Origin of the sequence: Streptomyces sp. NPDC012510 (assembly GCF_042955065.1) — a bacterium.
GTDB lineage: Bacteria > Actinomycetota > Actinomycetes > Streptomycetales > Streptomycetaceae > Streptomyces.
The window spans coordinates 67,339-90,743 of record NZ_JBIBEN010000010.1 but is presented as its reverse complement, the minus strand read 5'-3'; the positions used below and the strand labels follow the sequence as shown (position 1 = coordinate 90,743).

The following is a 23,405-nucleotide window of genomic DNA, read 5'->3' as shown; positions in this document are numbered from 1 at the left end:
TCTCGATCTTCATCCGCGGGTCGGCGAGACCGCACATGAGCATCGTGGCGGCCGGCCGAACGTCGCCGAAGTAGCGGCGCAGGACCGGCCAGCAGGGTTCGAAGTCTTCGCGGTCGGGCAGTAGGTAGCGCACGCGCACCACGTCGGCGACGGTGCACTTCGCCTCGGCAAGTGCTGCCTCGATGTTGCGCAGGCACTGCTCGGCCTGCTCCACCACATCGTCGGAGATCGTCATGGTGGCGTAGTCGAACCCGGTCGTCCCGGACACATGCACCCAGTCTCCGTCGACCACAGCACGGGCGTAGCCGATCTGCTCCTCAAAGGTCGAGCCGCTGAGGACCGCGCGTCGCTCTGTCATGCGCCGAACGCTAAGTGACCAGCACTGATACGTCTAATACGGCCGCATGCATGAGCTGATATCTGTAGGCGTATGGAGCGACCCGAACTTCCCTCAAAGCAGCTGCACGCCTTCGTCGTGCTCGCAGAGGAACTCCACTTCGGTCACGCGGCCGCCCGCCTGGGCATCGCCCAGCCGCCGCTGAGCCAGCAGATCCGCCGTCTGGAGGACAAGGTCGGCCACGCGTTGTTCACCCGTGGCCCAGGGCGAGTCAGCCTGACACCAGCCGGCAGTGAACTCCTGCCCGCCGCCCGGCGGGCACTCACCGACCTCGCGGACGGCCTGGCCGCAGCCCGGGCCGTCGGCAGCGGCAGGGCCGGCCGCCTACGGATCGGCTTCGCCGCCTCCCTCGCCCTGACGATCCTGCCCGGCCTGCTGCGTAGCTTCCGTCACCACTATCCCGGCGTGCACCTGGACATCCACGAGATGACCACCGCTCCGCAGATTGCCGCCCTGCATGACAAGACCATCGACATCGGTCTACTGCGCGAACCCCCCGCCGACGAGACAGAGCTGGGCTTCAGGACGGTACTCAGTGAGCCGTTCGTGGCCGTGCTGCCGTCTACCCATCCTCTGGCCACCCAACGGACCGTACAGCTTGCCCAGTTGGCGGACTCGCCCTTCGTTCTGCTGCCCCGCTCGGTCGGCCCGTCACTGCACGACCAGATCATCGGCCTGTGCTCCGCAGCAGGTTTCACACCGCAGATAGTCCAGCACGCGGTGGAGTGGCAGACCGTGTGCGCCCTCGTGGAAACCGGCCTGGGCGTCTCCCTGGCCCCGGCGAGCATCCGACGCATCCGTCTCAAGGGCGTCGCCTTCCGCAGGATCGAACCCGGCACCGCCCGCACTCGAGTGGCCGTCGCCTGGCGCGAAGACGACCAGAATCCTCTGGTCACACGCCTGCTGGCGACCATCAGCCAAGATGCGCCAAACAGCACACCCAACCGCTCGCCGGGCTGATGATCATGACCTGCTGGGGCGACGACCCGCCCGGTGAACTGGTCCGCGCGCACCTGGACTCCATCGGCGTCGACGTGCACCGCCTGCCCAGTGCCTCCGGCCGCACCACCCTCGCCCTCGCCTACCTCGATGACACCACCGGCAGCGCCCACTACGGCTTCCTCGCCCCCTGGGACCCCGTCGACATCCCCTCCCACCCCATAGACCACCCTGATCCACACCGGCTCACCCGCAGCCGACCTCGTCAAGGCCGGCGACGAGGACCCGGCCCAGCTCTACCCCGACCTCACTCCCCAAGCCGCGGCACAAGCCCTGCTCGCCCTTGGCCCGCGCCTGGCCGTCATCACCCAGGGCGCCCAGGGCGCGACCGCCCTCACCGCGCACCCCCAGGTCACCGTCCCCGCACCCCCACACCGCCGAAGCGCGCCGTCGACACCATCGGCGCCGGAGACGCCTTCCAGTCCTGCCTTCGCGCCACCCTCGTCCAGACCGATGGCACGGTCCACATCCCGGCCACAGCCGCCGAGCCGGTCAGTCCTCCCGGTCGTCCCGCGAGGTCATGCGTCCCTCGGGCACGATGTGCATGGCTGCCTCCTCCGCTCCTGCCGCCCCACCGGCGATGCCCTCGTCCTCGGCGACGAGTTCCTTGGTGGTGTCCGTTCGCGCGCCCTCGTCCGGCGCGACCAGGCGACCGGCACGGTCCGCGCCGGCCTCGGGGTCGACGGGTTCGCCCTCGCCGCCCGGCAGGTCGCCGATGCCGTCGCCGAGCGGCACCTCCACATCGGGGACCTCCTGTCGCAGCCTGTCGTCAAGGGACTCCCCCTCGTGCTGCTCGGCCGCCGTGGTGCCGCTCTTGGTCACCCCCAGGGGCTTCTCCGGTGGGGAATAGCCCTCGTCCAGCATGTCGTCGTAGGTGCGCTCGTCGACCGCGTCCTGGAGATCCAGAGGGGTGGCGTCCTCCTGGTCCTCGTTGCTGCCCGTGGGCTGGTAGGCGTCGTCCGCCATGTTCTCGTCACTCATGTTCGCCTCCCGCGACGGTCGACTGGTTCGTGCCTCCGTGCGGAGTACCTGGTTCGCCGGGTGTGACACCTACGTTCTCGCAGGCGGAGCGCGGGCTCAGTCCATCGTCGACGGGGTGCCGCTGAAGGAACGCAGGGGGTAGCAGGGGGACTCCCCCTGTCCCCGCCCGAAGGGCGACGCGCGCCCGCCGCGTGTACCACTGGACGGCCAGGGCGACGGCGAGGGCGACCTCGGCGAGATCGCCGCCGTAGTACATGACCTGCGCACCGGTGCGCAGGTCACCGGTGGTGAAGGCGGTGCCGGGCGGCGGCAGCGCGTACAGCCCCTTGGCCAGTACGGCATGGGCGGCGCCGGCGGCCAGCAGGGTGGCCCCGCGCACGGCGAGGCCCCAGCGTCGGCGCACCGGGTCGAGTTGGCAGATGACGAATGCGAACAACAGCCCGGCGGCCAGAACGTGAAGGTACGTCACTGCGTACAGGACGGGTTGGTGGTGCGTGGCGGCGAAGAGGCCGGTGCGATGCAGCAGCCAGAGGCCGCCCATGTCCAACACGGCCGCCACCGGCGGGAGGAGCAGCAGCCTGACGGGCCGGGCGTGCGCCACCCGCAGGAGGCCTCGTCGTGCACGGCCGGGCGGCGACGCCCGCAGGCACAGGGTCAGCGGAAGGGCGAGGACGAGAAGCAGCGGGGCCGCCATGCCGACGAGCAGATGCCGTGTGATGTGCGCGGTGAACGGCCCGCCCGGCGGGTCGGCGGCCATCGCCCAGGCCACGGCCAGGCCGCCGGCGGTGAAGGCCGCGTCCCGTGGCCAGGGCCAGGCGTCCCCACGGCGCCGAAGACGACGGGCGGCCAGCAGGTACGCGACGGCCGCCAGTACCGCGGCGGCCGCGAAGCACAGGCCGACCAGACCACTCGCGTCCGGGCCTGTGCCGGTCGGCGCGGGGTGGACCTGGTCCGGTGTCACGCCGTCGGTTCCCCACGGGAGCGGCGGGCCGCTCGGAGGGCCAGGACGCCTCCGATGAGCAGCAGAGCAAGAGCGCCGAGGTTCCAGGCCCAGTCGTAGGGGGTGACGTCGACCCCGTAGCGGATCTGGTGCACCCGCAGCAGCTTGTGGTCCACGACGCCGTCGAACAGTTGGAAGGCGCCCAGGCCCAGGAAAAGTCCGGCCCGGGCGTGTGCGGCGGCCAGGGCGCGGCGGCGGCGCAGGTCGGCGTACAGGAAGAATCCGGCGACGAGGGCCAGCAGCTCGGCCGTGTGCAACAGGCCGTCTGACAGGAGGCCGACGTCGGTGGTGGAACGGTCGTAGAAATGGTGCCAGCCGAGGATCTGGTGAAAGACGATCTCGTCGACGGCCGCCATGAGGGCCATGCCGATCAGGGCACACACGGCCAGGGACCGCCGGGGCTCCGGACGCGGGGCGGAGACGACGTCGGGGCGGGTCTGCGGGCGCCTCGGCCCACGGACGGGCCGACGGTTGTGCGGACGGTCGGAATCATCCATGCGGTCGGTTCACCCTTTCTGCCGGGTCGGTCCCCCACCGGCCGGACAGGCGCCGAATACCCGGTACGCCGCGATGACGCGACGAGGCACGGGGACGGCCAGGTGGTCCACCCCGGGGACCGGTTACGGGCGGCCGTTCGCGGGACCGGTTCGGTGGGGCTGGTCAGGCGGCGAGCACCCCACGGCTGATGCGGCGCCCGGCGGCGGTGACGCCCGCTCCCACCAGCGCGGCGACGGCCGTCCGGCGCATCGCGGTGCGCCGCCGGCCGCCCCAGCCGCCGTGCACCGCTCCCTCACCGGGAGCCGGTACATGCAGCGCTCCATGGGTGGCCGGGGCATCCTCCGTGTGGGACAGATGCGTCCTGTCGGTCTGCCGTGCCATCACCCGCTCCGCGAGCGCCGGGGTCCTGCGGGCCTGGCGCACCAGTGCCCTGCCCGCCGGGCCCACCACGACCTCACGGTGCGGGTGACGGGCCAGATCCACGACGGCTCGGGCCACCCGCTCGGGGCTGTAGACGGGCGGCATGGCGACGACCTTGCGGCCGGTGAAGTTGGCCGCCTGCTCGAAATGGGGCGTGTCGATGGTCGCGGGCATCACGGTGCACACCCTGATGCCCTTCACCCCCTCCACCCTGAGCTGCTGCCGGAGGCTCGATCCGAGCCCTTGGACGGCGTGCTTCGACATGCTGTACGGGTGGCTGTACGGGTGGCTGTACGGCTGGGAGACGGCGCCCACGATGGACGAGATGTTGATCAGCGTGCCGTGTCCCCCCTGCTCACGCATGACCCGGAGAGCCGCGCGCGCACCGTGCACGTACCCCATCACATTGACGTCGATGACCTTGCGGAAGTCCTCCAACGGCACGTCCTCGAAGCGGCCGAAGGCGTTGACGGCCGCGTTGTTGACCCACACGTCGATCCGGCCGAACTCCTCCACGGCGCGCCGCGCCAGGTCCTCGACGGCCTTGGCGTCCGTCGTGTCGGTCGGTACGACCAGCGCCCTGGCCCCACGATGCTTCTCGCACTCCCGTGCGGTCACCTCCAGCGCTTCCTCACGGCGCGCGGCCAGTACCACGGCGCACCCCTTGCGCGCGAAGGCTTCGGCCGTGGCCCGGCCGATCCCGCCGGACGCCCCCGTCACCACCACTACCTGCTCCCGCATGCGCATCGCGTACCTCCTCGGAAGTGGCCCGTCCCGGACGGCTCGCGTCCGGCTCGCCACCGCCGAGTACCCGAAACCACCGAGTCACCTCCCCCAGCTCGGCGGACGGCGGTCGTCCGGAACGCGGCCCGTCGCGGGGATGGCGCGGCCCCGGTCGTCCGGTGAGGATGCTCCCTCGCACCGCACTTCCCGCAGTGGATCGGAAGGGGCTGTCCGATGGGTTCGCACGCGGCACCGAAACACCGTGGACGCAAGCTGTCCGCGCCCCTGGGCCTCCTGCTCCTGGCCGTGCTCCTCGGTGTCCCCCGTGCCGACGGCGCACCCGGGTCGGCCGACGCCTGCCGCACCACCGGCACCGCGCTGCCGCGCGGCGACTGCGGGCCCTTCTGGCAGGTCCTGGCGGAGGACTTCGACGGGGACCGGGTGCCGCTCGGCGCGTTCAGCGACTGCGACCACCGCGCCGACACGTCCGCCGCCCACTGCGAGGGCCTGAGCGGCCAGTACCGCGACAACTGGTGGGCCTACCCCACCGGCTGGCGCGACACGGCCAACGACCGGGGGCGGGAGGTCGTGGGTGTCTACCACCCGGAGGACACGGTGAGCGTCGGCCCTGCGGAGAACGGCGACGGGCGGATGTACATCCGGATGTGGCGGCCCGCCGACGGAGGACCCGTGCACGCGGCGGCAGTGGTACCGCGTGCCGTCATGCAGATGCGGTACGGCAAGTACAGCGCCCGCATCAAGGTGACGAAGCTGGCTCCGGGATACAAGTCCGCCTGGCTGCACTACGGCGGGGGCTGCGAGATGGACCACCCCGAGGGCGAGTGGACCGGCGACCTGACCGCCTTCCACCATCCGTGCGGTGGTGGCGAACAGGGTTACTTCCCCGGGAGCGACGACTGGACTCGGTGGCACACCGTGTCGACGGAGTGGACGCCCGGACATGTGCGGTTCTTCGTGGACGGCCGACAGGTGGGGCACGACACCCGTGATGTGCCGGACCGGCCCCTGTCCTGGGTGCTCCAGAACGAGAGTGCCCTGCAGGGACCGGGCGCGGCTCCGGGCAGCAGCGCCCAACTCGACATCACCTGGGTCGCCGCTTACGCGTACGGGTGGAAGTGATCGCCCCCGCCCCGGCCTCGCCCGGGTGAGGCTCGCCTGCCCGGCGCACCCGGCGCACGCCGGTCGTATGGCTGCTCACGACGGCCCCGGTGCCACGCTCATCACGTCCGTGCGGCGAGGCCTTCCGTCTGCTGGAGGCGGTCGGCGCGCACGAGAACGGCGCGCACGAGAAGTGCGAGTCGGTGCTGCGTGAGCTGGACGAGGACTCCCGCACTCCCGCACTCCCGCACTCCCGCACTCCCGCACTCCCGCACTCCCGCACTCCCGCACTCCCGCACTCCCGCACTCCCGCACTCCCGCAGGGACGATCCCACCTCTCCCGGCACCGTCGGACCGACCTCACGCCGAAGACCATCACCCCTTCCCCCGGGGGAGAGACACCGGGTCTCGGCGCCCGGCGTGTCGCAGCGGCTGTGTGCACCGGGTGTGTCCGACAGTCCTTCGGTGAAGGCAAGGAAAACGTCCCGCACACTCCCCGTACACCCGGTACGCCCCGTACCTCCCGTACGCCCCCAAGCGGCCCCGGGGAATCGGCACTACACGGTCGTCTGCTCGGCGTGCGGAGCCCGCTACGAGGACGACGGCCTGATGCTCGACTGCGCGGTGCCGCACGAACCGGCGCTCCTGCGGACCGAGTACCTGGGGCACGACGGGCCCGTCACGTCCGACGGTTGGGCCGACGCAGTCGGCCCCACCGTGACCGGACTGTTCCGACACACATTTTCGCTGCCGGTGACGCGGACGTTCCCCGGTGTGCCCGGCCCCGTCGTGTACCACGCCGACCGGCTCGGCCGCCGGATCGGTCTCTCCCGGCTGTGGGTCGCCTTCAACGGGTACTGGCCGCAGCGCGGGGCCTGGCTGCCCACCTGCACGTTCAAGGACCTGGAGGCCTACACGGTGCTCGGCAGGCTGCCCGCCGATCCGCCCGCCCTGGTGATCCCCTCGGCGGGCAACACCGCCGCCGCCTTCGCCTGGGCCGCCTCGCTCCACCAGGTGCCGTGTCTGATCGTCGTCCCCGCTCCGGCCCTGGACGGCCTGCGTTTCCCCGCCCCGCTCGACCCTCGCGTCCGCGTCGTGGTCCTGGACGGTCGTGCCACCTACAGCGACGCCATCGTCTGCGCCGAGTCGCTGGCCCGGATGCCCGGCCACGTGGCGGAGGGCGGCTGCCGCAACGTGGGGCGACGCGACGGCCTCGGCAGCGTGATGCTCACGGCGGTGGAGGCGATCGGCCGCCTCCCGCGCACCTACGTGCAGGCCGTCGGCAGTGGGACGGGAGCGATCGGCGCCCATGAGACCGCGCGCCGGATCCGGACGGACGACGAACCGCCGCCACGCCTGCTGATGTGCCAGAACACCCCCTTCGCCCCCCTGTTCGAGGCCTGGCGCACCGGCGGCCCGGCTCCGGCCGAGCGGGAACACGAGCCCCTGGCCCGTGAACTGACCAACCGCCGTCCGCCGTTCCTCGTACGCGGCGGGGTGCGCGAGGTGCTCACCGAGAGCGGCGGCGACGTACTGCGCGCGGACAACGCGGCCACGCTCGCCGCCATGGCCCTGTTCGAGGAGACCGAGGGCATCGACATCGAACCCGGCGCCGGAGTCGCCCTGGCCGCCCTCGCCGACGCCGTACGCGCCGGGCGCGTCGACCGGGACGAGCTGGTGCTCCTCAACATCACCGGAGGCGGCCGGGCCCGGCGGGCCCAGGACCTCCCCCTGGTCCCCGCCGACCCGTGGCTACGCGTCCCCTGGTTCACCGACGGCACCGGCCCCAGTGTGGTCGCGGCGCAGGTCGGACACCTACTGCCACCGCCCCAGTCACGCTCGGTCCAGGCCCCGGAGCCCGACCTGGCGGAGCACCGCTGAGCGTCACGCCGCTGCGTGCCGCGGCGGCCGTCCCTTGCGCAGGAAGCGCCGCAGCCGTCCCTCCGGCCAGGTGTTGATCACGTCGTCCTTGGTCAGCCAGCCCCGTTGTGCCGTCCCCACGCCGTAGCGCATGTGGGTCAGGTGGACGACGGAGTGGGCATCACTGTCGATGGCGAACCTCACCCCGTGACGCTTGGCCGACAGGATGTGTTCGTCGGGCAGGTCGAGCCGGTCCGGATGGGCGTTGATCTCCAGGGCCGTACCGGTACGGGCGCAGGCGGCGAACACCTCGTCGAGGTCGGCGTCGATGCCCGGCCGCCTGCCGATGATCCGGGTGGTGGGGTGGCCGATGATGTTGACGTACGGGTTCTCGCAGGCTCGGACGAGTCGGCGGGTCTGCGCCTCGCGCGCCTGGTGGAAGTGCGAGTGCACGGAGGCCACACACAGGTCGAAGCCGGCGAGGAACTCCTCGGGCCAGTCCACGTCGCCGTCGGGGTCGATGTTCAGTTCCGCGCCGTGCAACAGCCGCACGGCGCGCCGGCCTCGGTGCTCGCGGCCGGCGCGGTCGAGGCCCCGTACGCGCTCGCGCTGGGCCAGTATCCGCTCGTCCGTCATCCGCTGCATGTAGAGGTTCGGTCCGTGGTCGGTGATCGCGTAGTAGGCGTAGCCGCGCTCGGCCGCCGCGGCGATCATCTCCTCCAGCGGGGCGAGGCCGTCGGTGAGGTCGGTGTGCGTGTGCAGATCTCCCCGGATGTCGCCTTCGGCCACCAGGGCGGGCAACTCCTCGGCCCGCCCGGCCTCGATCTCGCCGCGGTCCTCACGCAGCGGCGGTGGAATCCACGGCAGGCCGAGCCGCTCGTACACCTCCTCCTCCGTCTCCGAGACGATCTTCTCCCCGCTCTCGGTGTCGAACAGCCCGTACTCGGAGAGCTTGAGCCCTTGGCGCACGGCCAGTTCCCGGGTGCGGATGTTGTGCGCCTTGGAGCCGGTGAAGTACTGCAGCGCCGCTCCCCACGAGTCCGGCGGTACGACCCGCAGGTCGACCGCGAGACCCTTGGTGGTGCGCACCGACGTCTTCTTCTCACCGCGCACGATCACCTCGGAGACGTAGGGCAGTTCCGTGAACGCCCGCATCAGCGGTCCCGGCTTCTCCGCGGTGGCGAGAACGTCGATGTCGCCGACCGTCTCCCGGAGGCGACGCAGCGACCCGGCGTAGGCACACCGTCGGCAGCCGGTCACCCGGGACAGCTCGGAGACGATGTCCTCGGCGAGGTCCAGGGCGACGTCGAGCTGGACGCGTTCCCCGGCGGCCCGTAGGAGCGCGATGCCGTGGAGGATGTTCTCCTCCGTCTTCGGCCCGAAACCCTTCAGGTCGCGCAGCCGCTCCCCGTGGATGGCGTCCGTCAGTTCGTCGATCGAGGAGATGCCCAGCTCCTCGTACAGCACCAGCGCCTTCTTCGGACCGAGCATGGGGACGGCCGTCAGTCGCCGGACCCCCGCCGGGATCCTGGCCCGCAGCTCCTCGACCGCGGACACGTGACCGCTGCGGAGGTACTCCGCGACCTTCTCGGCGATCGACCTGCCGACGTTGGGGATCTGCTGAAGGCCCTTGCCGTCGAGCTTGGACACGTCGGCGTGGTAGCCGCCGATGGAGCGGGCTGCCTTCTCGTAGGTGCGTACCCGGTACGCCTCTCCTCCTGTGATCGAGATCAGATCCGCGTACTCCTGGAACAGTGCGGCGACCTCGTCGTTGGGCCGGGTCATGGGGGCCTCCCCACTCAGGATGTCGCGTACGCGCTGGGCCATGAGACGCTCTCTCGCCCGGTGCTCGGCGGTCTCCGGCTCCGCCGTCCGCCACGGGTACCCCTGCGGCATCAAGCCAAAGTGACCCGAGCGACGTCGGTCGCCTTCCGAGTTCGGTGCGCCGCTCCTATCCTCGTGCGCCAGTAGTTACCGACGGTAAGGGGTAGTGATGGGCGGCACCACACGCAGAGGGTTCCTGGGCACGGCCGCGGCCGCCGGCGGCGCGATCCCCCTGGGAACCCCTCAGCCGGCCCCGGACCGGCAGGGCACCGCCGCACAGACCGTGGCCACACAGACCGTGGCCGTACTGGGAGGGGGCGTCGCCGGGCTCACGGCCGCGCACGAACTCGCCGAACGCGGCTTCCGGGTCACGGTCTACGAACGCAAGGCACTGGGCGGCAAGGCCCGCAGCATGGACGTGCCGGGCACCGGCACGGGCGGTCGCGGTCCCCTGCCCGGGGAGCACGGCTTCCGCTTCATCCCCGGCATCTACCACAACCTGCCCGACACGATGCGACGCATTCCCTTCCCCGGCAACCCCAACGGTGTGCACGACAACCTCGTCGCCCCCAAGGAGATGCTGTTCGCCCGCTCGGGTGGCCGGGAGGACATCCGGATCCCGCTTCCCTGGCCGGACAGCACCCCGGCCGAACTCACCCCCGACGAGGTCCGCCGCGCTCTCACCTCGGTCCTGGACACCGCCTTCAACCTCCCCCTCCACGAGGCCCTCTACTTCGCCAACCGTTTCCTGGTCTTCCTCACGAGCTGCGACGAACGCCGCGACGACACCTGGGAGAAGACGCCCTGGTGGGAGTTCGTACGGGCCGGACGGATGTCGTACGACTACCAGCGGATCCTCGCCGTCGGCATCACCCGCAACATCGTGGCCACCAAGGCGGAGGAGGCCAGCACCCGTACGGTCGCCACCCTGCTGGAGGCCTTCGTCTTCAACCTCCTCGGGCGCGGCGCCGACGGACCGCTGGACCGGATCCTCAACGCGCCCACCAACGAGGCCTGGATCGATCCCTGGGTGACGTACCTGAAGTCGCTCGGAGTCGAGTTCCACATCGGCTGGACCGTCCGGGATCTGACCCTGGAGGCGGGCCGGATCGCCGGCGCCGTCATGGAGGACCCCTCGGGTGCCCGCCGAACCGTCGTCGCCGACCACTACGTCTCGGCCATGCCGGTCGAGCACGCCCGCCGCACCTGGAACTCCGCCCTGCGCGCCGCCGACCCCCAACTGGCCGCGTGCGACCGCCTGGAGACGGACTGGATGACCGGCATCCAGTTCTATCTGACCGAGCGTACGCCGATCCTGCACGGCCACCTCGACCTGATCGACTCGCCCTGGTCACTGACCGCGATCGCCCAGGCCCAGCACTGGCCGCACCATGACTTCCCCTCCGACTTCGGCGACGGCACGGTCGCGGACTGCCTGTCCGTGGACGTCTCCGAGTGGGACCAGCCGGGCATCCTCTACGGCAGGACGGCCAAGCAGTGCACGCGCACCGAGGTCGCCCGCGAGGTCTGGGCACAGCTCAAGGCCGCCCTCAACGACAGCGGACGTACGGTCCTGAAGGACTCCGTGCTGCACTCCTGGTTCCTCGATCCGGCCGTGGACGGACTCGGCACCCCGCACCCGGTCAACGAGGAACAGTTGCTCATCCATCCCGTCGGTACGTTTCACCACCGTCCGCGGTCGGCCACGAAGATCCCCAACCTCTTCCTGTCCGGCGACTACGTGGCCGTTCCCATCGACCTGGCCACCATGGAAGGCGCCAACACCTCGGCCCGGCAGGCGGTCAACGCCCTCCTGGACGGGATCGGTTCGGCCGCCGAGCGATGCACGGTCACCCCGCTGTACCGGGCCCCCGAGTTCGAGGCGCTCAAACGCCACGACCGCACACGTCACCTCCTGCGACTGCCGAATCTCTTCGACGTCGGCTGACGGCCACCGGCGGACGCACCTCAGCCCGGCGGTCGTCACCCCCGCCCCTCGGCCGGGGAACGACAGCCGAACCTGGCGATCCGGGTTGTCCTTGTTCGTATCCGCAAAACTCCGTGTTCGTATCCGCGAAACTCCGTCGGGGCGATCCGACGCCACCCATGGCCCACCCGCGCCCTTGGACCTGGGCGCCATCCTCCCGAGTCGACGCGGACCAGCAGACCGCCCAGGCGTAGGCTTCGCTCAGCATGGACACGACGGGGGCGGAGCACATGACGGCTGAGTCGACACAGAGGTGGGGGTCGACCCTCGACGCGGTCGTGGTCTACGCGCAGGGCGCGCTCTGCCGCCGCCTGGCCCGTGGCGCTGTGCCGCCCGACGGCCGGGTACGGGTGACGGGACTGCCCCGCTCGCTGGACCCGGGCTCGCTGCGGGCCCGGGTCCTGGACTCCCCCGGGACGCGTGTCACCGAGGCCCGGGTGGACATCGAGGCCGAGCCGCTCGACACGGGCACACCCGACGAGTTGCGGCGCGAGGTCGATCGTCTGGGCGACGAGTACGCGGCGGCGCGGGGACGCCGGGACCGGCAGCTCGGCCTGATCGAGGAGGTCAGGGCACTCCATCCGGTCCCCCCTGCCCGCAGGCGCGAGGACCCGCACCGCCGCACCCCGGTCGACGCCTGGCTGGAGCTCGCCGACTTCGTGGACGAGCGGCTGACGGGCCTGCATGTCCGCCTCGTCGAGCTGGAGGAGGCGCTGCGCCACGCCGAACACGCACTCTCCGTCGCCGCCGACAGACTCGCCCGGGCCTCCACCGACGCACCGTCAGCACACGTGGAGACCACCGTGTGCGCCGTCCTGACGCTCGTCGGCGCCGACGACGCGGAGGTGGAACTGGAGCTGGAATACGGGGTGCCGGGCGCCGTCTGGGTGCCGACCTACCGTCTGACGCACCATCAGGGCGACGGCACCGGCCGTCTGGTGCTGCGCGCCTCGGTCGCCCAGCGGACGGGCGAGGACTGGACCGGCGTGCGCATCGCCCTGGCCACCGCCGATCTTCGGCGCCGCACCGACCTGCCGAGGCTCCGCTCGCTCCGGATCGGACGTCGTCAGCCGGCTCCCGCGCCCTCCGGCTGGCGCGAGCCTCCGGCGGGGCTCGCCGACCTGTTCACCGGATACGACGCAGCCGGCCCACGCCCTACGCCGACGGCCGCACCGACGGCCGCAGCGGCGGCCCTCGTGGTCGGCTCCGCGCCCGTGGGTGCCGCGGACGTCTACGCGCCCGTGGCGGTCGCGTCCGGTCCCGTTCCGCCACCGCCCCCTCCCCCGCCGTCGGCACCGCAGGGCTACGGCGGTCCACCGGCCGCGGTCCCGGTGCCAGGTGGCGGGTACGGCCCCTCCCAGAAGTCGTTCGGCAGCGAGATGGTCGACCTCGCGCAGCCGGCCCCCTCGCGGCCGGCCGGCCGGCCGCGGACCGGCGGCAGTTCCTTCGCGGGTGCCCCGGCGCCCATGGGGCCCGCGGCTCCCGGCCGGTCCGCACCGCCACCCCCTCCGGTACCGGTGGCCGGTCCACCACAGCCGAGCGACGCCGAGCTCGACTACGCCGCGCTCGTCCTGGGCGGCCCCGACGAGCAGGGCGGTCGCAGAGGCCGGGTCTTTCCCGCCTCTTCCTTCGACCCGGTGGCGGCCGAGTACCGCCGCCGCGCCGAAGCGGTGGCCACGCTGCAGCTGCCCGGACAGGCCGTGCGGCCCCGCGAGTCAGCCGGTTCCTTCGACCACCGCTTCGATGCCACCGCCCGCGCCGACATTCCGTCGGACGGCACCTGGCACACCGTCACCGTCGGCGAGATCCCGGTCGGCCTGCGCGCCGAGTATCTGTGCGTGCCGTCCGTGGAGCAGACCGTGTACGCGACGCTGGTGATTTCCAACGCCACCGACCAGGCACTGCTGGCCGGCCCCGTGGAGGTCACCGTCGATGACGACTTCCTCCTGACCGCCGCCCTGCCCACACTCGCCCCCGGCAGTGTCCGCCGGGTGGGGCTGGGGCCGGCCGAGGGCATCCGGGTCACCCGTCGTACGAGCGTGCACGAGTCGACCTCCGGCCTGCGCAACAACACCACCGTGCTCGACCACCGTGTCCACGTGGAGCTGGCCAACCGGCTCGCGCGGCCCGTCACCGTCGAAATCCGCGAGCGGGTACCGGTCACCTCCGAACCGGGCGTCCGGATCGAGGAACGAGCCGACTGGACGGCACCCGAGGAAGGTACGGGACCCGATCGTCATGCGCCGGGCACGCGCGTCTGGCGCCTGGAGCTGCCCGCAGGCGCCGCTGCCGCCCTCGACGGCGGCTACGAGATCCGCATCCCGACCGGCAAGGCCCTGGCCGGCGGCAACCGCAGGAGCTGACACACCATGTCCACGGCCCCGAAGCCGATCGCCCTCCCTGTCACCGCCGTCACGTGCCTGGAGGATCGCGCCCACATCGAGCGCGCCACCGTGCTCGACCTGGAGGCCGGGGTCCAGCGGCTGCGTCTCGGTCCGGTCAGCGCGCTCGCAGTCGACCGGACCCTCCATGCCGAGCTGACCGCCGATCACTCCGCGACCGTGCTCGACGCGCGGATCGTCCGCAGCTGGACGCCACGCGGGCCGCTGCCGTCCACCGACGACGACTCCGCCCTGCGCCACCGCGTACACGCCCTCGAAGAGGAGCGGCTCGCGCTGGGACAGCGACGCGACCGGCTGCGTGCCCGCCTCGACCTGCTCGGCCGCCTCGCCGCCGATCTGCTGCGGGAGATCGGCGAAGGCACCGGCGCCGGGGAGAGCGAACGGCCCCGCTGGGCCCGCGAACTGGATCGGGTGGACGGCGAGCGTGACGCGTACGGCGAGCAACTCCGAACCGTGGAGGCGCGGCTGGCCGCCCTCGCTGCCGAACTCGGGGAAGTCCAGCGGGCCATGCACCTCTCCGAGACGGAGCCCGCCGAGCTGGTCGGCCATGTCGACTTGACCGTGGAGGCCGCGGTCGCCGGGACGGTCGGTCTGCGCCTGAGCCACCTCACCCCGTGCGCGCTGTGGCGACCCGCCTACCGTGCCGTGCTTGACGGGGACTCCCTGACGCTGGAGACCGATGCGATGGTCTGGCAGCGCACCGGTGAGGACTGGTCGGGCGTACGACTGACACTGTCGACGGCCCGCTCGGCGCTGGCCGGCGATCCGCCACGGCTGGGCGAGGACCGGCTGACGCTGGTGGACCGCTCCGCAGCGGAGCGTCGCACCGTCGACGTCGAACTGCGTGAGGAGGAGATCGGGGACCTCGGACCAGCCCCGGTGCTCGGTCTGCCCGGCGTGGACGACGGTGGCGAGGCGCGGGTGCTGAGGTCCCCCCCGCCGGTCTCCGTGCCCGGAGACGGCCGCGCCCACCGGGTGCCGCTCTCCGTGTTCACGACGGCCGCGAGCAGCGAGTACGCCTGCGTGCCCGAGGTGTCGCCGCTGGTCACCCAGGTGGTGCGGTTCGACAACCTGTCCGGCCACGCGTTGCTCGCCGGGCCTGTGGATCTGGTCCGCGGCAGCGGATTCAGCGGCCGTGGCACGCTGGACTTCACCTCCCCCGGCGCCCCCGTCGAACTGGCCTTCGGCAGCCGCGACGACTACAGGGTGTCCCGGCATGCCGAGGAGTCCCGCGACTCCGCGGGAATCACCCAGCGGACCGTGGTCACCCGGACGGTCCGGCTGCACCTGTCACGGTTCTCCTCTCCGGGGGAGCACGGCGACCGGCTCGTCGTCCTTCGGGAGCGGATCCCGGTCTCCGAGGTCGCGGCGGTCGAGGTACGTCTGCACAAGGATGCGTGCTCCCCGGCGCCCGACGTGGTTGACGACGAGGGCATCGCCCGCTGGGACGTCACTCTCCCGCCCGACAGCCACCGCACGGTCACCCTGGTCTACGAGGTGTCGGCGAGTTCCAAGGTCACCGGGCTCTGAGCGCTGAGGGCTGAGCCCACCCGCTGACGCGGGCCTGTTCCGGCTCCGCCCCGAGCCGAGGGATATCCGTCTGTCTGGGCGGGCCTCCCCGCGGGACGGCGGACAGCGCTCCCGTGTGGCCGGTGCCGGGCGAAGGCGCGGGGTGGGTGTGGGTGTGGGGCTGGCGCGGACCTGGACGTGGACGTGAGAACGGGGGCGCGGACCTGGACGTGGACGTGGCGTGGACGTGAGAACGGGGACGCGGACGTGGACGTGGACGTGGACATGAGAGCGCGGGCGTGCCGAGGTCGCAGAGGTCCGGCCCACGGCTGGTCAGCGCATCAGTTGGGCCGCGACCGTCGCTCCCAGTTCCCAGCACGCTTCGATGTCCTCCTTGCTCGGCTCCCCTGTCACGATGACGGCCTGGGCCTGACGCCGCCAGCCAAGGCCCGTGGTGATCGACTCGATTCCCCGCACCGTGCCGGTGACGTCACTGCCGCCGTGCACGTAGTAGCCGAAGGGCCTACCTCGGGAAGCATCCAGACAGGGGTAGTAGATCTGGTCGAAGAAGTGCTTGAGTGCGCCGGACATGTAGCCGAGATTCGCTGGGGTCCCGAGCAGGTACCCGTCGGCGTCAAGCACGTCGGACACCGTGGCGGACAATGCCGGTCGCCGCACGATCCGGACGTCCTCGATCTCCGGTGCCGTCGCGCCCGAGACGACGGCTTCGAAGATCGCCTGGCAGTTGGGCGACGGCGTGTGATGGACGATCAGCAAAGTGGCCACACCTCGAACCTTGCCCCCCGACCCGGCCGACCGCAAGAAGCGCAGCGGCGGACCCCACCACGTGGCGCTTCCGCAACGCCTTGCGGCACACGGCCACGCCGGACGCCCGGCATCGCACGCCGTGGTCCCGCACGGTGTGCGCAGCCACGGCTGAACAGGATGAGTAAGGATTTCCTCTTCTCTCTCGCGGTCTCAGGGACGTGGGCAGCGCCGACACGAAAATCAACGTGTCGGTGTGTCGTCTTCGCCATGCGCGGCAGTGAGGAGATCGGCTGCGTGCGGTAGCGGGTGGTGGCCGGAGGAGGGAGGAGTCGGCCTTCCACGAGCAGGGGCGGATGTCGCGGATGACGTTTCCGATCAGGGATCTGCTCACGTCGCCCAGAGCGTCGGCGAGAACGTCCAGGGTGCACAGGTCTCGCAGGTAAAGGAAGGCGAGGATGACGCGTTCCTTGTCAACGATCTTCTGGGGGAAGACTCTGCCTCGGCCTCCCGGCTGGCGGTGGCGCCGCGGCGCTTGTAGGGACGGCATCCGGAGCGACCACACTGGTGTCCCTCATGGTCACCGAGTCCTGGACACCCGCCCGGGAACTTGTCGCACGTTTCTTGGCACGCATCGGTGCGGATGCCACAGCAATCGCCGGCCTCGACAACGCGGGAACCCGGCTGCTCACCACCGACGCCACAACGGATGACAGGCCGTCGCCGCCATCAGGGCGCAGTGTCAAGTCCACCCACGCGAACTCGTCGAAGCACACCGTGCAACCCGGGCCTTTCGGGAAACGCGGATGAGAAGGACGCCGACGGGAGAGCTGCCGCGCCGTGGCGGGTGAACTGCCCTTCGACACGGAGCAAGGGAACAGCAACGGCGGCAATGCCTCTACTTGGCCGCCAGGCAGTTCGCAGGGCAGAAGCGGGCTGCACGCCCTGAACGGTTCAGGAGGCGGTGACGGCCGTATGAGCCAGGGCTACGGTTTCCTGCGGCGTACCGTCGATCGGGATGGCCGCGCCCGCTTCGTCGTCGCCCAGCGGTTCGAGGTCGGCAAACTGCGTAGCGAGCAGGCCGGGCGGCATGAAATGGCCCTTCCGCGCACTGATCCGTGCAGCGATCAGCTCAGGCGAGCCATCGAGATGAAGAAAGAAGACGTACGGCGCGGCGGAAGCCAGCCGGTCACGGTAGCGCCTCTTCAGCGCCGAACATGACACCACTCCACCACTGCCCGCGTGCCCGGTCAGCCACCGTGCGATCTCGTCCAGCCAGGGGCGGCGGTCCTCGTCATCGAGCGGATGACCGGCTCGCATCTTCGCCACATTGGCCGCGGGGTGGAAGTCGTCCGCCTCGGCGTAAGGAACACCGAGGCGCTGCGCCAGCAGTTGGCCCACAGTGGTCTTTCCCGAGGCCGACACGCCCATGACCACGACCAATGGAGCACTGTTGTGAGACATCCCTCCAGGCTAGGGCCTGCGTTCGGATCTTGCCCGCTACAACTCGATGACCACCTTGACGTCGTCCGGTTGTGGCGTGAACGCCTCCATCGCCCGCTCCAGGGGAACCCGCCGACTGATCAGGCGCTCCAGCCATGACAGGTCTGCCTTCGCCAGCGCATCGGCAGCCTGGCGGTAGTGCCGCAGATTGGCGTTGACCGAGCCCACTACCGCGTCGTTCTGCAGCACGACCTCCCTGTTGATGGCGCCCGCGTCCACGCTCACCCGGCGGCCGGCGGGCGACACACCGGTCAGGCACACCACCCCGTAGGGCGCAGTGCCCGTCAGCGAGGCGAGGACGAGGTCGCTCGCGCCCGTCGCTTCGACGATGACATCCGGGCACACGGCGGAGACGACCTGCTCGATGTCCTCCGCGTGGTATATGGCACCCAAGTCCCGTACCAGAGCGGGTTTGGGCCCTTCGGTCACCCGGTCGAGCACATGCACCTCCAGTCCGCGCTGCGTGCCCAGGATGGCGGCCAGCAGACCAATGGGCCCGGCACCGGTCACCAGAACGCGGCGCGGCTCGAACCACGAACGGGCACCGACACGCTCCACCTGTTCCCATGCCTTCGCCACCACGGTGGTCGGTTCCATGAGCACACCGACGTGCTGCAGATGCGACTCCAGCTTCACCGCGTAGTCGGCCTCCACGCACCACACCTGCGCGCCGAAACCGTCGATCTCCTTGATACCGCGTTCGGTGTAACGGCCGTTGCGGCACATGTCGAACTCCCCACGAACGCAGGCCCCACACGGCTCGGGGTCCGGGCGGCGTACCACCCCGGCGACAAGGTCACCGGCCGCGAAGCCGCTGCCGTGCGGCGCCTGCCGCACCCGCCCGAGCGACTCATGCCCCAGCACCAGCCACTCACGGCCCGCAGGGGCCCAACCGTACTCACCCCGGACGATCTCCCTGTCCGTTCCGCACACCCCCACCGCCAGGCCCTCCACCAGCAGTTCCCCGGAAGCGGGGACGGGCTCAGGCACATCCCGCACCTCCAGGGAGTCCTTTTCGCCAGGTCGCACGGTCAATGCACGCATCGTCAAGTCGCCCCTCTCGTCCGCCGACGCCTGATGTCCGAGCGCCGCTGTCTTGACGTATGTCCCGCCTTGACGCGTTTCCCGCAGCCGCTGGTGGAGTCACTGTGGTGGCATCCACTCCACGAGCGCGAACCCGCGCACATGTGGCTGCGGAAGATCGCGTCCGAGGCCGGGCGGTTGGTCCATGCCCTGTGAGGCCCGTGCCCGCATAGGACCCGGGCTGAAAGCCCCACAGGAAGCCGATTTCGGCGGAGGGGCGGCGGCATCACATCGTGAGGCAGGACGTTCAGAGGGGGCCGTGCCGCCATGCGGCGCGGCCTCGCGGCACACCGACATCGGCGGCTTCCTGGGCGGCGAACCGGACGACCCGGCCTACCGGGAACAGCTGATCCGCTGGTTCCAGTACGGCACCTTCAGCCCCGTCATGCGCCTGCACGGTGACCGCTAACCGAACCAGCCGTTCAGCGCGTGGATGACCGGCGACCCCAACGAGGTCTGGTCGTACCGCGAACAGGCCTGCCCGACCCTGCGCTACACCTCCTCCTGCGCGAACGCCTGCGCCCCTACCTCCACGAGCTCGCCGAGACCGCCCACCGCACGGCACCCCGCCCATGCGCCCGCGTGTTCCTCGACTTCCCCGACGACGAGACCGCCTGGGACGTCGACGACCAGTACATGTTCGGCCCCGACCTGCTCGTCGCACCGGTGGTCGAGGCGGGCGCCCGCGAGCGGGCCGTCCACCTGCCGCACGGGTCCACTGGATCGACCCCGCGACCGGGACGGAACACGAGGGGGGCAGGACGCTGCCCGTCGCCGCGCCACTGGAGCGCATACCCGTCTTCGTCCGCGCCGGGTCACCTCTCACCGGGACGCAGGTGTACTGACGTGCGCGTGCAATGGGGTGAAGCCGTTCGGCTCCGCGGCTGATCCGTCTCGGGAGGCCGCGCACCGCTGAACGGCCCCGGTGACGAGCAGGCCGCCCGCGACATCGCGAGCGGCCTGCTTCCTCAGGGTGTGTCCTCTGGCCGTCAGCTCTGGCCGGCCGTACGGCGCCTGCGCGCGAAGTAGACCGCGCCGGTGCCGGCCACCACGACCGCGAGACCGGCGCCCGCGATGATGGGAGCGCTGCTCGACGCGCCCGTCTCGGCTAGATCACCGTTCGTCTTCGGGTCGTTCGTTCCCGCACCGCCCTCGCCGGTCCCGGGCGTGGCCGACGTGGTGGGGGTCGGAGACGTGCCCGGGCCGGGCGCCTCGCTCGTCGAGAGCACGGCCGCGAAGGCGCCCGCGATCGCCTTGTGGCCCTCGGCGTTGGGGTGGGGATCCTTCTTCGGCGTGCACGCCCAGGTCAGCTGACAGACCTTGGCCACGTTCACCGGCACCTTGCCCGCGTTCGGGAGGTCGACAAGGGTGCCGAAGTCGTCCGAGGAGAAGGCCCCGGCCACGTCCGCCACCTTGAAACCCGTGGAGTTGTACACCTGGGCAATACCCGCGTTGCCGGCCTTGATCAGGGGAGCCGACTCCTTGGCGGCCTTCTGCCCCGCGTCGCCCAGCAACCAGCTCGCCAGGAACGGGTTGTAGTACGTCGAGCCGACGAACTGGGTGTTCTTCGTGCCCGCCTTGCGGAGCGCGCCCATGACCTGGGCGAGGTTCTGGCTCATGGCCTGGCTGGCGGTGTTCAGGCACGCCCCGTCGAGGGTGCCGGCCGGGCTGACGCATGCCTGGATGTCGTTGGCGCCCACGCTGAGGGTGACGTAGGCGACCTTGCCGTGGTGCTGGGCCATGGCCTTCACGGCGGCGTCCAGTTGGGACTTGGCCTGCGGGTAGTCGCACTTCCCGCCCTTGAGCAGGGACTCCGTCGTCTCCCCGGAGCAGCCGAGGCGTATGTGCTTCAGTCCGGGGTCGCGCTGCTTGAGCTGCGCGTAGAGCTGGTCGGTGTAGGCGAGATCGGTGTCCTTGTCCACGTCCGGCTGGTAGCCGGAGGCCAGGGAGTCGCCTAGCGAGATGTAGTACGTGGTGTCACTGCTGCTGGTCGCCTCGTCGGCGGCGGCCAGGCCGGGCGTGCTGAGCACGACCGTCAACGCGGAGACGGCGAGTCCCGGGCCGAACCGCTGAAGGATTCTCATCACTTACGCGCTTTCCATTTTTTGGGGGGAGGGGTCGGATGCCGGAGAGAACGGCGCGAAATGCGACTGAAGAGGGAGCGACACTCAACGCTGCAGTCCCGAGCATCCGATGAATCGCCTTGGTTAAGGCAGGGGGAGAAGTGCTGCCCCCGTGCGAGTGCGGGAGCTGCCCGACGTCGTACTGGAGACGCGTGGATCAATGTAGTGGGCTCGAGATCCACTTGGGCCTGTGAGCAGGACAAATTGAAGCCTGTTATGACACGTGTAAGTGTCAGAAGGGTCCGTTCGGTCGTAAATTCGTGACCCGACCCGCTCGTAACTCATCTCTCCGTGATGGCCAATGGACGGCATTGTGGCGTCGGTGCCCCGACGCAGCCGGTGAGCGCCGCCGGCCGGCCGTAGTGGTCAGTGAGCGGGTGGAGTTGCTTCGCCAGGACCTCCATCCGGTCCGCCCCTACGCGGAGTTCCGTCAGGCAGCTGCGGACGGCGGCCTCGTACGTGCTCCTGATCTGGAGAAGGAAGGTGACACCCTGTTCGGTGACCGTCGCGTGGGCCGCGCGTGCGTCCCTGGGGCATGCCGATCGGGTGATCAGTCCGCGAAGCTCCTGGCGGGCGACGGCACGGGATACGCGGCTTCTGGAGAATCCGAGTCGGGTGGCGAGTTCCGTCATGTGAAGAAAATGGTGCGGATTTCTGTGCAGGTGAGAAAGGGTCAGGTATTCCTCCCAGGTGATGCCGGCCTGCTGCTGCAGAGATCGGTTCACCGCGGTTTCGACAAGGCGGCCGAGCAGCGCCAAAGTTTCGTAGGCCGGAATGTCTGCCGCAAAGGGTGCTTCTTCCATAATGAAGGCTCGTTTCCTGAGGCGTTTACGATGAGGGCGGATGCGGTTTTCTACCTCTGGCGCACCGGGTCAGCGGGTCGGGGACCCGGCTTTAGGGGCGGCAGAGGGTGAGGAAGGAGCCCGCCACGGCCGGCGTGAGGCCGAGGACGGACACGACCACGGGCAGGGCGCTGGATTGACCGCCGAGGCCGGCCGGTGCGGGTGCGAGGGCGCCCAAGAGGAATTGACAGTTGGCTGTCGCCGCGCGCGACGATCTGCTCTGCACCTCGGCCAGGGCGCGGGTAGAGGCCCGGTGCGGAACGGTTCGGAGCCCGGCGGGCAGCATGCACCGCTGCCCGCCGGGCTCCGGTTGCGCTCCCGCCGTCAGGCGGCCCGTCGCTGGAACTGCTGGTTGGCGCCGGCGCCGCAGGTCCACTGGATGAGCTTGGCGCCGTTGTCGAGGAATGCCGAGCTGATGTCCAGGCACTTGCCGCTCAGCCGGGAGACGATCCGGACGTAGCCGTCGCCGGTGCCCTGCAGCTGTCACTGCTGGTTGGTGCCGGTGGAGCAACCCCACTGGATGATCTTGTGCTGCCGTGCAGGTGTACTGGGTGAGCTGGACGCCGTCGTTCACCGACTTGCCGGGTACGTCGAGGCACTTGCCGCTGCGCCGTGCGGCGAGGGGCTCCCACGCTCCGACACCGTCGACCTTCCCGGTGGCGGTGTCGACGGTGCTCTGCGGGTACCAGTCCATGGTCATGGTGGTGTCGGTAGGGAACTCCAGCGGCAGCCAGACGTACTGGGAGGCGTTGACGTCCTGCCCGAAGGAGTTGCCCCAGCGGTCGCCCATGTAGAGGTACTCGGTGCCGGAGGTGCCCTGGGCCGGCAGGACGTACGCGGTCTGGAGCCGTAGGCCGTGGCGTCGGCGATGTACCACGTTGAAGACGCGTCTGAGCATCGGATTCCTCAGGGAAGGACCAAGGGGCGAAACGAAGAGCTGCGCGGCTCTGACGAGGAAAGTAGATGTCACGCGGGATCCTCGTCAATGGTTCCGACACACAAGATCAATTTGACCATGATGAGTAGTATTCATTTCCAGGTCGACAGCTGGTGGCCGCTGTCGCATAGCCCTGATGGGCGCGTGGGTAGGTGTATCTACCTGCTTTTCTTTCCCTGTTGAGGATGGAGGGCGTCTTTCCGTCCGCGGGGCAGCTGTTCAGCGTCGGCGCTACCCAGGAAAGCATGTACATGCCTATTTCCTCGCCGCATCTTTGGATCAGCCTCGATGAGTACGTTTCATCGAATGACGGCGGACATGGCCGTGGGGGGGGGGCGCCGCGCGGGGGGGGGCCCCCCCCCCCCGGGGGTACACATTAAAAATACACCGTAACCCACATACAAAGCAGGCGGGGGGGGGTGGGGGGGGTGGT

Annotated in this window: 20 protein-coding genes and 1 pseudogene; 8 read left to right on the top strand and 13 right to left on the bottom strand. The window is 70.5% G+C overall.

Annotated elements, in window-relative coordinates; translation table 11 throughout:
• Nucleotides 1–46: 46 nt before the first annotated feature.
• Nucleotides 47–358, bottom strand: a pseudogene (locus tag ACFY9I_RS20000) (RidA family protein); the annotation flags it as partial.
• 72 nt (nt 359–430) lie between these two features.
• Here ACFY9I_RS20000 and ACFY9I_RS19995 point away from each other — a divergent pair.
• Nucleotides 431–1,357 (top strand): LysR substrate-binding domain-containing protein, encoded by a 927-nt coding sequence (locus tag ACFY9I_RS19995; protein ID WP_391003336.1) that lies wholly within the window; start codon nt 431–433, stop codon nt 1,355–1,357.
• 531 nt (nt 1,358–1,888) lie between these two features.
• Here the strand turns inward: ACFY9I_RS19995 and ACFY9I_RS19990 are convergent.
• The 4 genes from ACFY9I_RS19990 to ACFY9I_RS19975 all read right to left on the bottom strand — a co-directional run bounded on the left by ACFY9I_RS19990 (nt 1,889) and on the right by ACFY9I_RS19975 (nt 5,036).
• Nucleotides 1,889–2,377, bottom strand: coding sequence for a DUF5709 domain-containing protein (locus tag ACFY9I_RS19990; RefSeq protein WP_391003334.1), 489 nt, complete (start codon nt 2,375–2,377; stop codon nt 1,889–1,891).
• A complete protein-coding gene (locus tag ACFY9I_RS19985) occupies nt 2,370–3,338 on the bottom strand; it encodes a cytochrome c oxidase assembly protein (RefSeq protein WP_391003332.1) in 969 nt (322 codons plus the stop codon). Before ACFY9I_RS19985 ends, ACFY9I_RS19990 begins: the two co-directional genes overlap by 8 nt.
• Nucleotides 3,335–3,742, bottom strand: a complete 408-nt coding sequence (locus ACFY9I_RS19980; RefSeq protein WP_391003700.1) for a DUF2243 domain-containing protein — start codon at nt 3,740–3,742, stop codon at nt 3,335–3,337. Before ACFY9I_RS19980 ends, ACFY9I_RS19985 begins: the two co-directional genes overlap by 4 nt.
• A gap of 295 nt (nt 3,743–4,037) precedes the next feature.
• Nucleotides 4,038–5,036 carry an SDR family oxidoreductase gene (locus ACFY9I_RS19975; RefSeq protein ID WP_391003330.1) on the bottom strand — a complete coding sequence of 333 codons (999 nt, stop codon included), beginning with the start codon at nt 5,034–5,036 and terminating at the stop codon, nt 4,038–4,040.
• Nucleotides 5,037–5,252: 216 nt separating this feature from the next.
• Between ACFY9I_RS19975 and ACFY9I_RS19970 the strand changes: the two genes are divergently transcribed.
• Together ACFY9I_RS19970 and ACFY9I_RS19965 are read left to right on the top strand one after the other, a co-directional pair.
• The gene (locus ACFY9I_RS19970) at nt 5,253–6,158 is read left to right on the top strand and encodes a family 16 glycosylhydrolase (RefSeq protein ID WP_391003328.1); all 906 of its coding nucleotides are present in this window, start codon (nt 5,253–5,255) and stop codon (nt 6,156–6,158) included.
• A gap of 444 nt (nt 6,159–6,602) precedes the next feature.
• Nucleotides 6,603–8,018, top strand: a complete 1,416-nt coding sequence (locus tag ACFY9I_RS19965; RefSeq protein WP_391003327.1) for a cysteate synthase — start codon at nt 6,603–6,605, stop codon at nt 8,016–8,018.
• 3 nt (nt 8,019–8,021) lie between these two features.
• On the opposite strand, the gene polX is transcribed toward ACFY9I_RS19965, so the two are convergent.
• Nucleotides 8,022–9,782, bottom strand: a complete 1,761-nt coding sequence (gene polX / locus ACFY9I_RS19960; RefSeq protein WP_391003698.1) for a DNA polymerase/3'-5' exonuclease PolX — start codon at nt 9,780–9,782, stop codon at nt 8,022–8,024.
• Between the two features lie 208 nt (nt 9,783–9,990).
• Here polX and ACFY9I_RS19955 point away from each other — a divergent pair, with 208 nt between their 5' ends.
• The 3 genes from ACFY9I_RS19955 to ACFY9I_RS19945 all read left to right on the top strand — a co-directional run bounded on the left by ACFY9I_RS19955 (nt 9,991) and on the right by ACFY9I_RS19945 (nt 15,740).
• Nucleotides 9,991–11,769 (top strand): FAD-dependent oxidoreductase, encoded by a 1,779-nt coding sequence (locus ACFY9I_RS19955; protein WP_391003325.1) that lies wholly within the window; start codon nt 9,991–9,993, stop codon nt 11,767–11,769.
• 269 nt (nt 11,770–12,038) lie between these two features.
• The gene (locus ACFY9I_RS19950; protein ID WP_391003696.1) at nt 12,039–14,171 is read left to right on the top strand and encodes a DUF4139 domain-containing protein; all 2,133 of its coding nucleotides are present in this window, start codon (nt 12,039–12,041) and stop codon (nt 14,169–14,171) included.
• Nucleotides 14,172–14,177: 6 nt separating this feature from the next.
• Complete coding sequence (locus tag ACFY9I_RS19945) at nt 14,178–15,740, top strand: mucoidy inhibitor MuiA family protein (RefSeq protein ID WP_391003323.1); 1,563 nt, start codon at nt 14,178–14,180, stop codon at nt 15,738–15,740.
• Between the two features lie 312 nt (nt 15,741–16,052).
• Here ACFY9I_RS19945 and ACFY9I_RS19940 read toward each other — a convergent pair whose 3' ends face one another.
• The 3 genes from ACFY9I_RS19940 to ACFY9I_RS19930 all read right to left on the bottom strand — a co-directional run bounded on the left by ACFY9I_RS19940 (nt 16,053) and on the right by ACFY9I_RS19930 (nt 19,031).
• Nucleotides 16,053–16,505 (bottom strand): NAD(P)H-dependent oxidoreductase, encoded by a 453-nt coding sequence (locus ACFY9I_RS19940; protein ID WP_391003322.1) that lies wholly within the window; start codon nt 16,503–16,505, stop codon nt 16,053–16,055.
• A 933-nt stretch (nt 16,506–17,438) separates the two neighbouring features.
• Nucleotides 17,439–17,948: a gluconokinase, GntK/IdnK-type gene (locus tag ACFY9I_RS19935; protein WP_391003320.1), complete on the bottom strand. Its 510-nt coding sequence runs from the start codon at nt 17,946–17,948 to the stop codon at nt 17,439–17,441.
• Between the two features lie 36 nt (nt 17,949–17,984).
• On the bottom strand, nt 17,985–19,031 hold the full coding sequence (locus ACFY9I_RS19930; RefSeq protein ID WP_391003318.1) for an alcohol dehydrogenase catalytic domain-containing protein: 1,047 nt from the start codon (nt 19,029–19,031) through the stop codon (nt 17,985–17,987).
• A 298-nt stretch (nt 19,032–19,329) separates the two neighbouring features.
• Here ACFY9I_RS19930 and ACFY9I_RS19925 point away from each other — a divergent pair, with 298 nt between their 5' ends.
• Nucleotides 19,330–19,479, top strand: coding sequence for a TIM-barrel domain-containing protein (locus ACFY9I_RS19925; protein ID WP_391003316.1), 150 nt, complete (start codon nt 19,330–19,332; stop codon nt 19,477–19,479).
• Between the two features lie 83 nt (nt 19,480–19,562).
• Here ACFY9I_RS19925 and ACFY9I_RS19920 read toward each other — a convergent pair whose 3' ends face one another.
• The gene (locus tag ACFY9I_RS19920; protein ID WP_391003729.1) at nt 19,563–19,781 is read right to left on the bottom strand and encodes a hypothetical protein; all 219 of its coding nucleotides are present in this window, start codon (nt 19,779–19,781) and stop codon (nt 19,563–19,565) included.
• On the opposite strand from ACFY9I_RS19920, the gene ACFY9I_RS19915 reads away from it, so the two are divergent.
• Nucleotides 19,707–19,958 carry a hypothetical protein gene (locus tag ACFY9I_RS19915; RefSeq protein ID WP_391003695.1) on the top strand — a complete coding sequence of 84 codons (252 nt, stop codon included), beginning with the start codon at nt 19,707–19,709 and terminating at the stop codon, nt 19,956–19,958. The genes ACFY9I_RS19920 and ACFY9I_RS19915 overlap by 75 nt on opposite strands.
• A gap of 101 nt (nt 19,959–20,059) precedes the next feature.
• On the opposite strand, the gene ACFY9I_RS19910 is transcribed toward ACFY9I_RS19915, so the two are convergent.
• From ACFY9I_RS19910 to ACFY9I_RS19900, 3 genes are all read right to left on the bottom strand, one after another.
• Complete coding sequence (locus ACFY9I_RS19910) at nt 20,060–21,154, bottom strand: GDSL-type esterase/lipase family protein (protein WP_391003693.1); 1,095 nt, start codon at nt 21,152–21,154, stop codon at nt 20,060–20,062.
• A gap of 320 nt (nt 21,155–21,474) precedes the next feature.
• Nucleotides 21,475–21,996, bottom strand: a complete 522-nt coding sequence (locus tag ACFY9I_RS19905) for a MarR family transcriptional regulator (protein ID WP_391003314.1) — start codon at nt 21,994–21,996, stop codon at nt 21,475–21,477.
• A 363-nt stretch (nt 21,997–22,359) separates the two neighbouring features.
• The gene (locus ACFY9I_RS19900) at nt 22,360–22,452 is read right to left on the bottom strand and encodes a hypothetical protein (protein ID WP_391003691.1); all 93 of its coding nucleotides are present in this window, start codon (nt 22,450–22,452) and stop codon (nt 22,360–22,362) included.
• Nucleotides 22,453–23,405 lie beyond the last annotated feature (953 nt).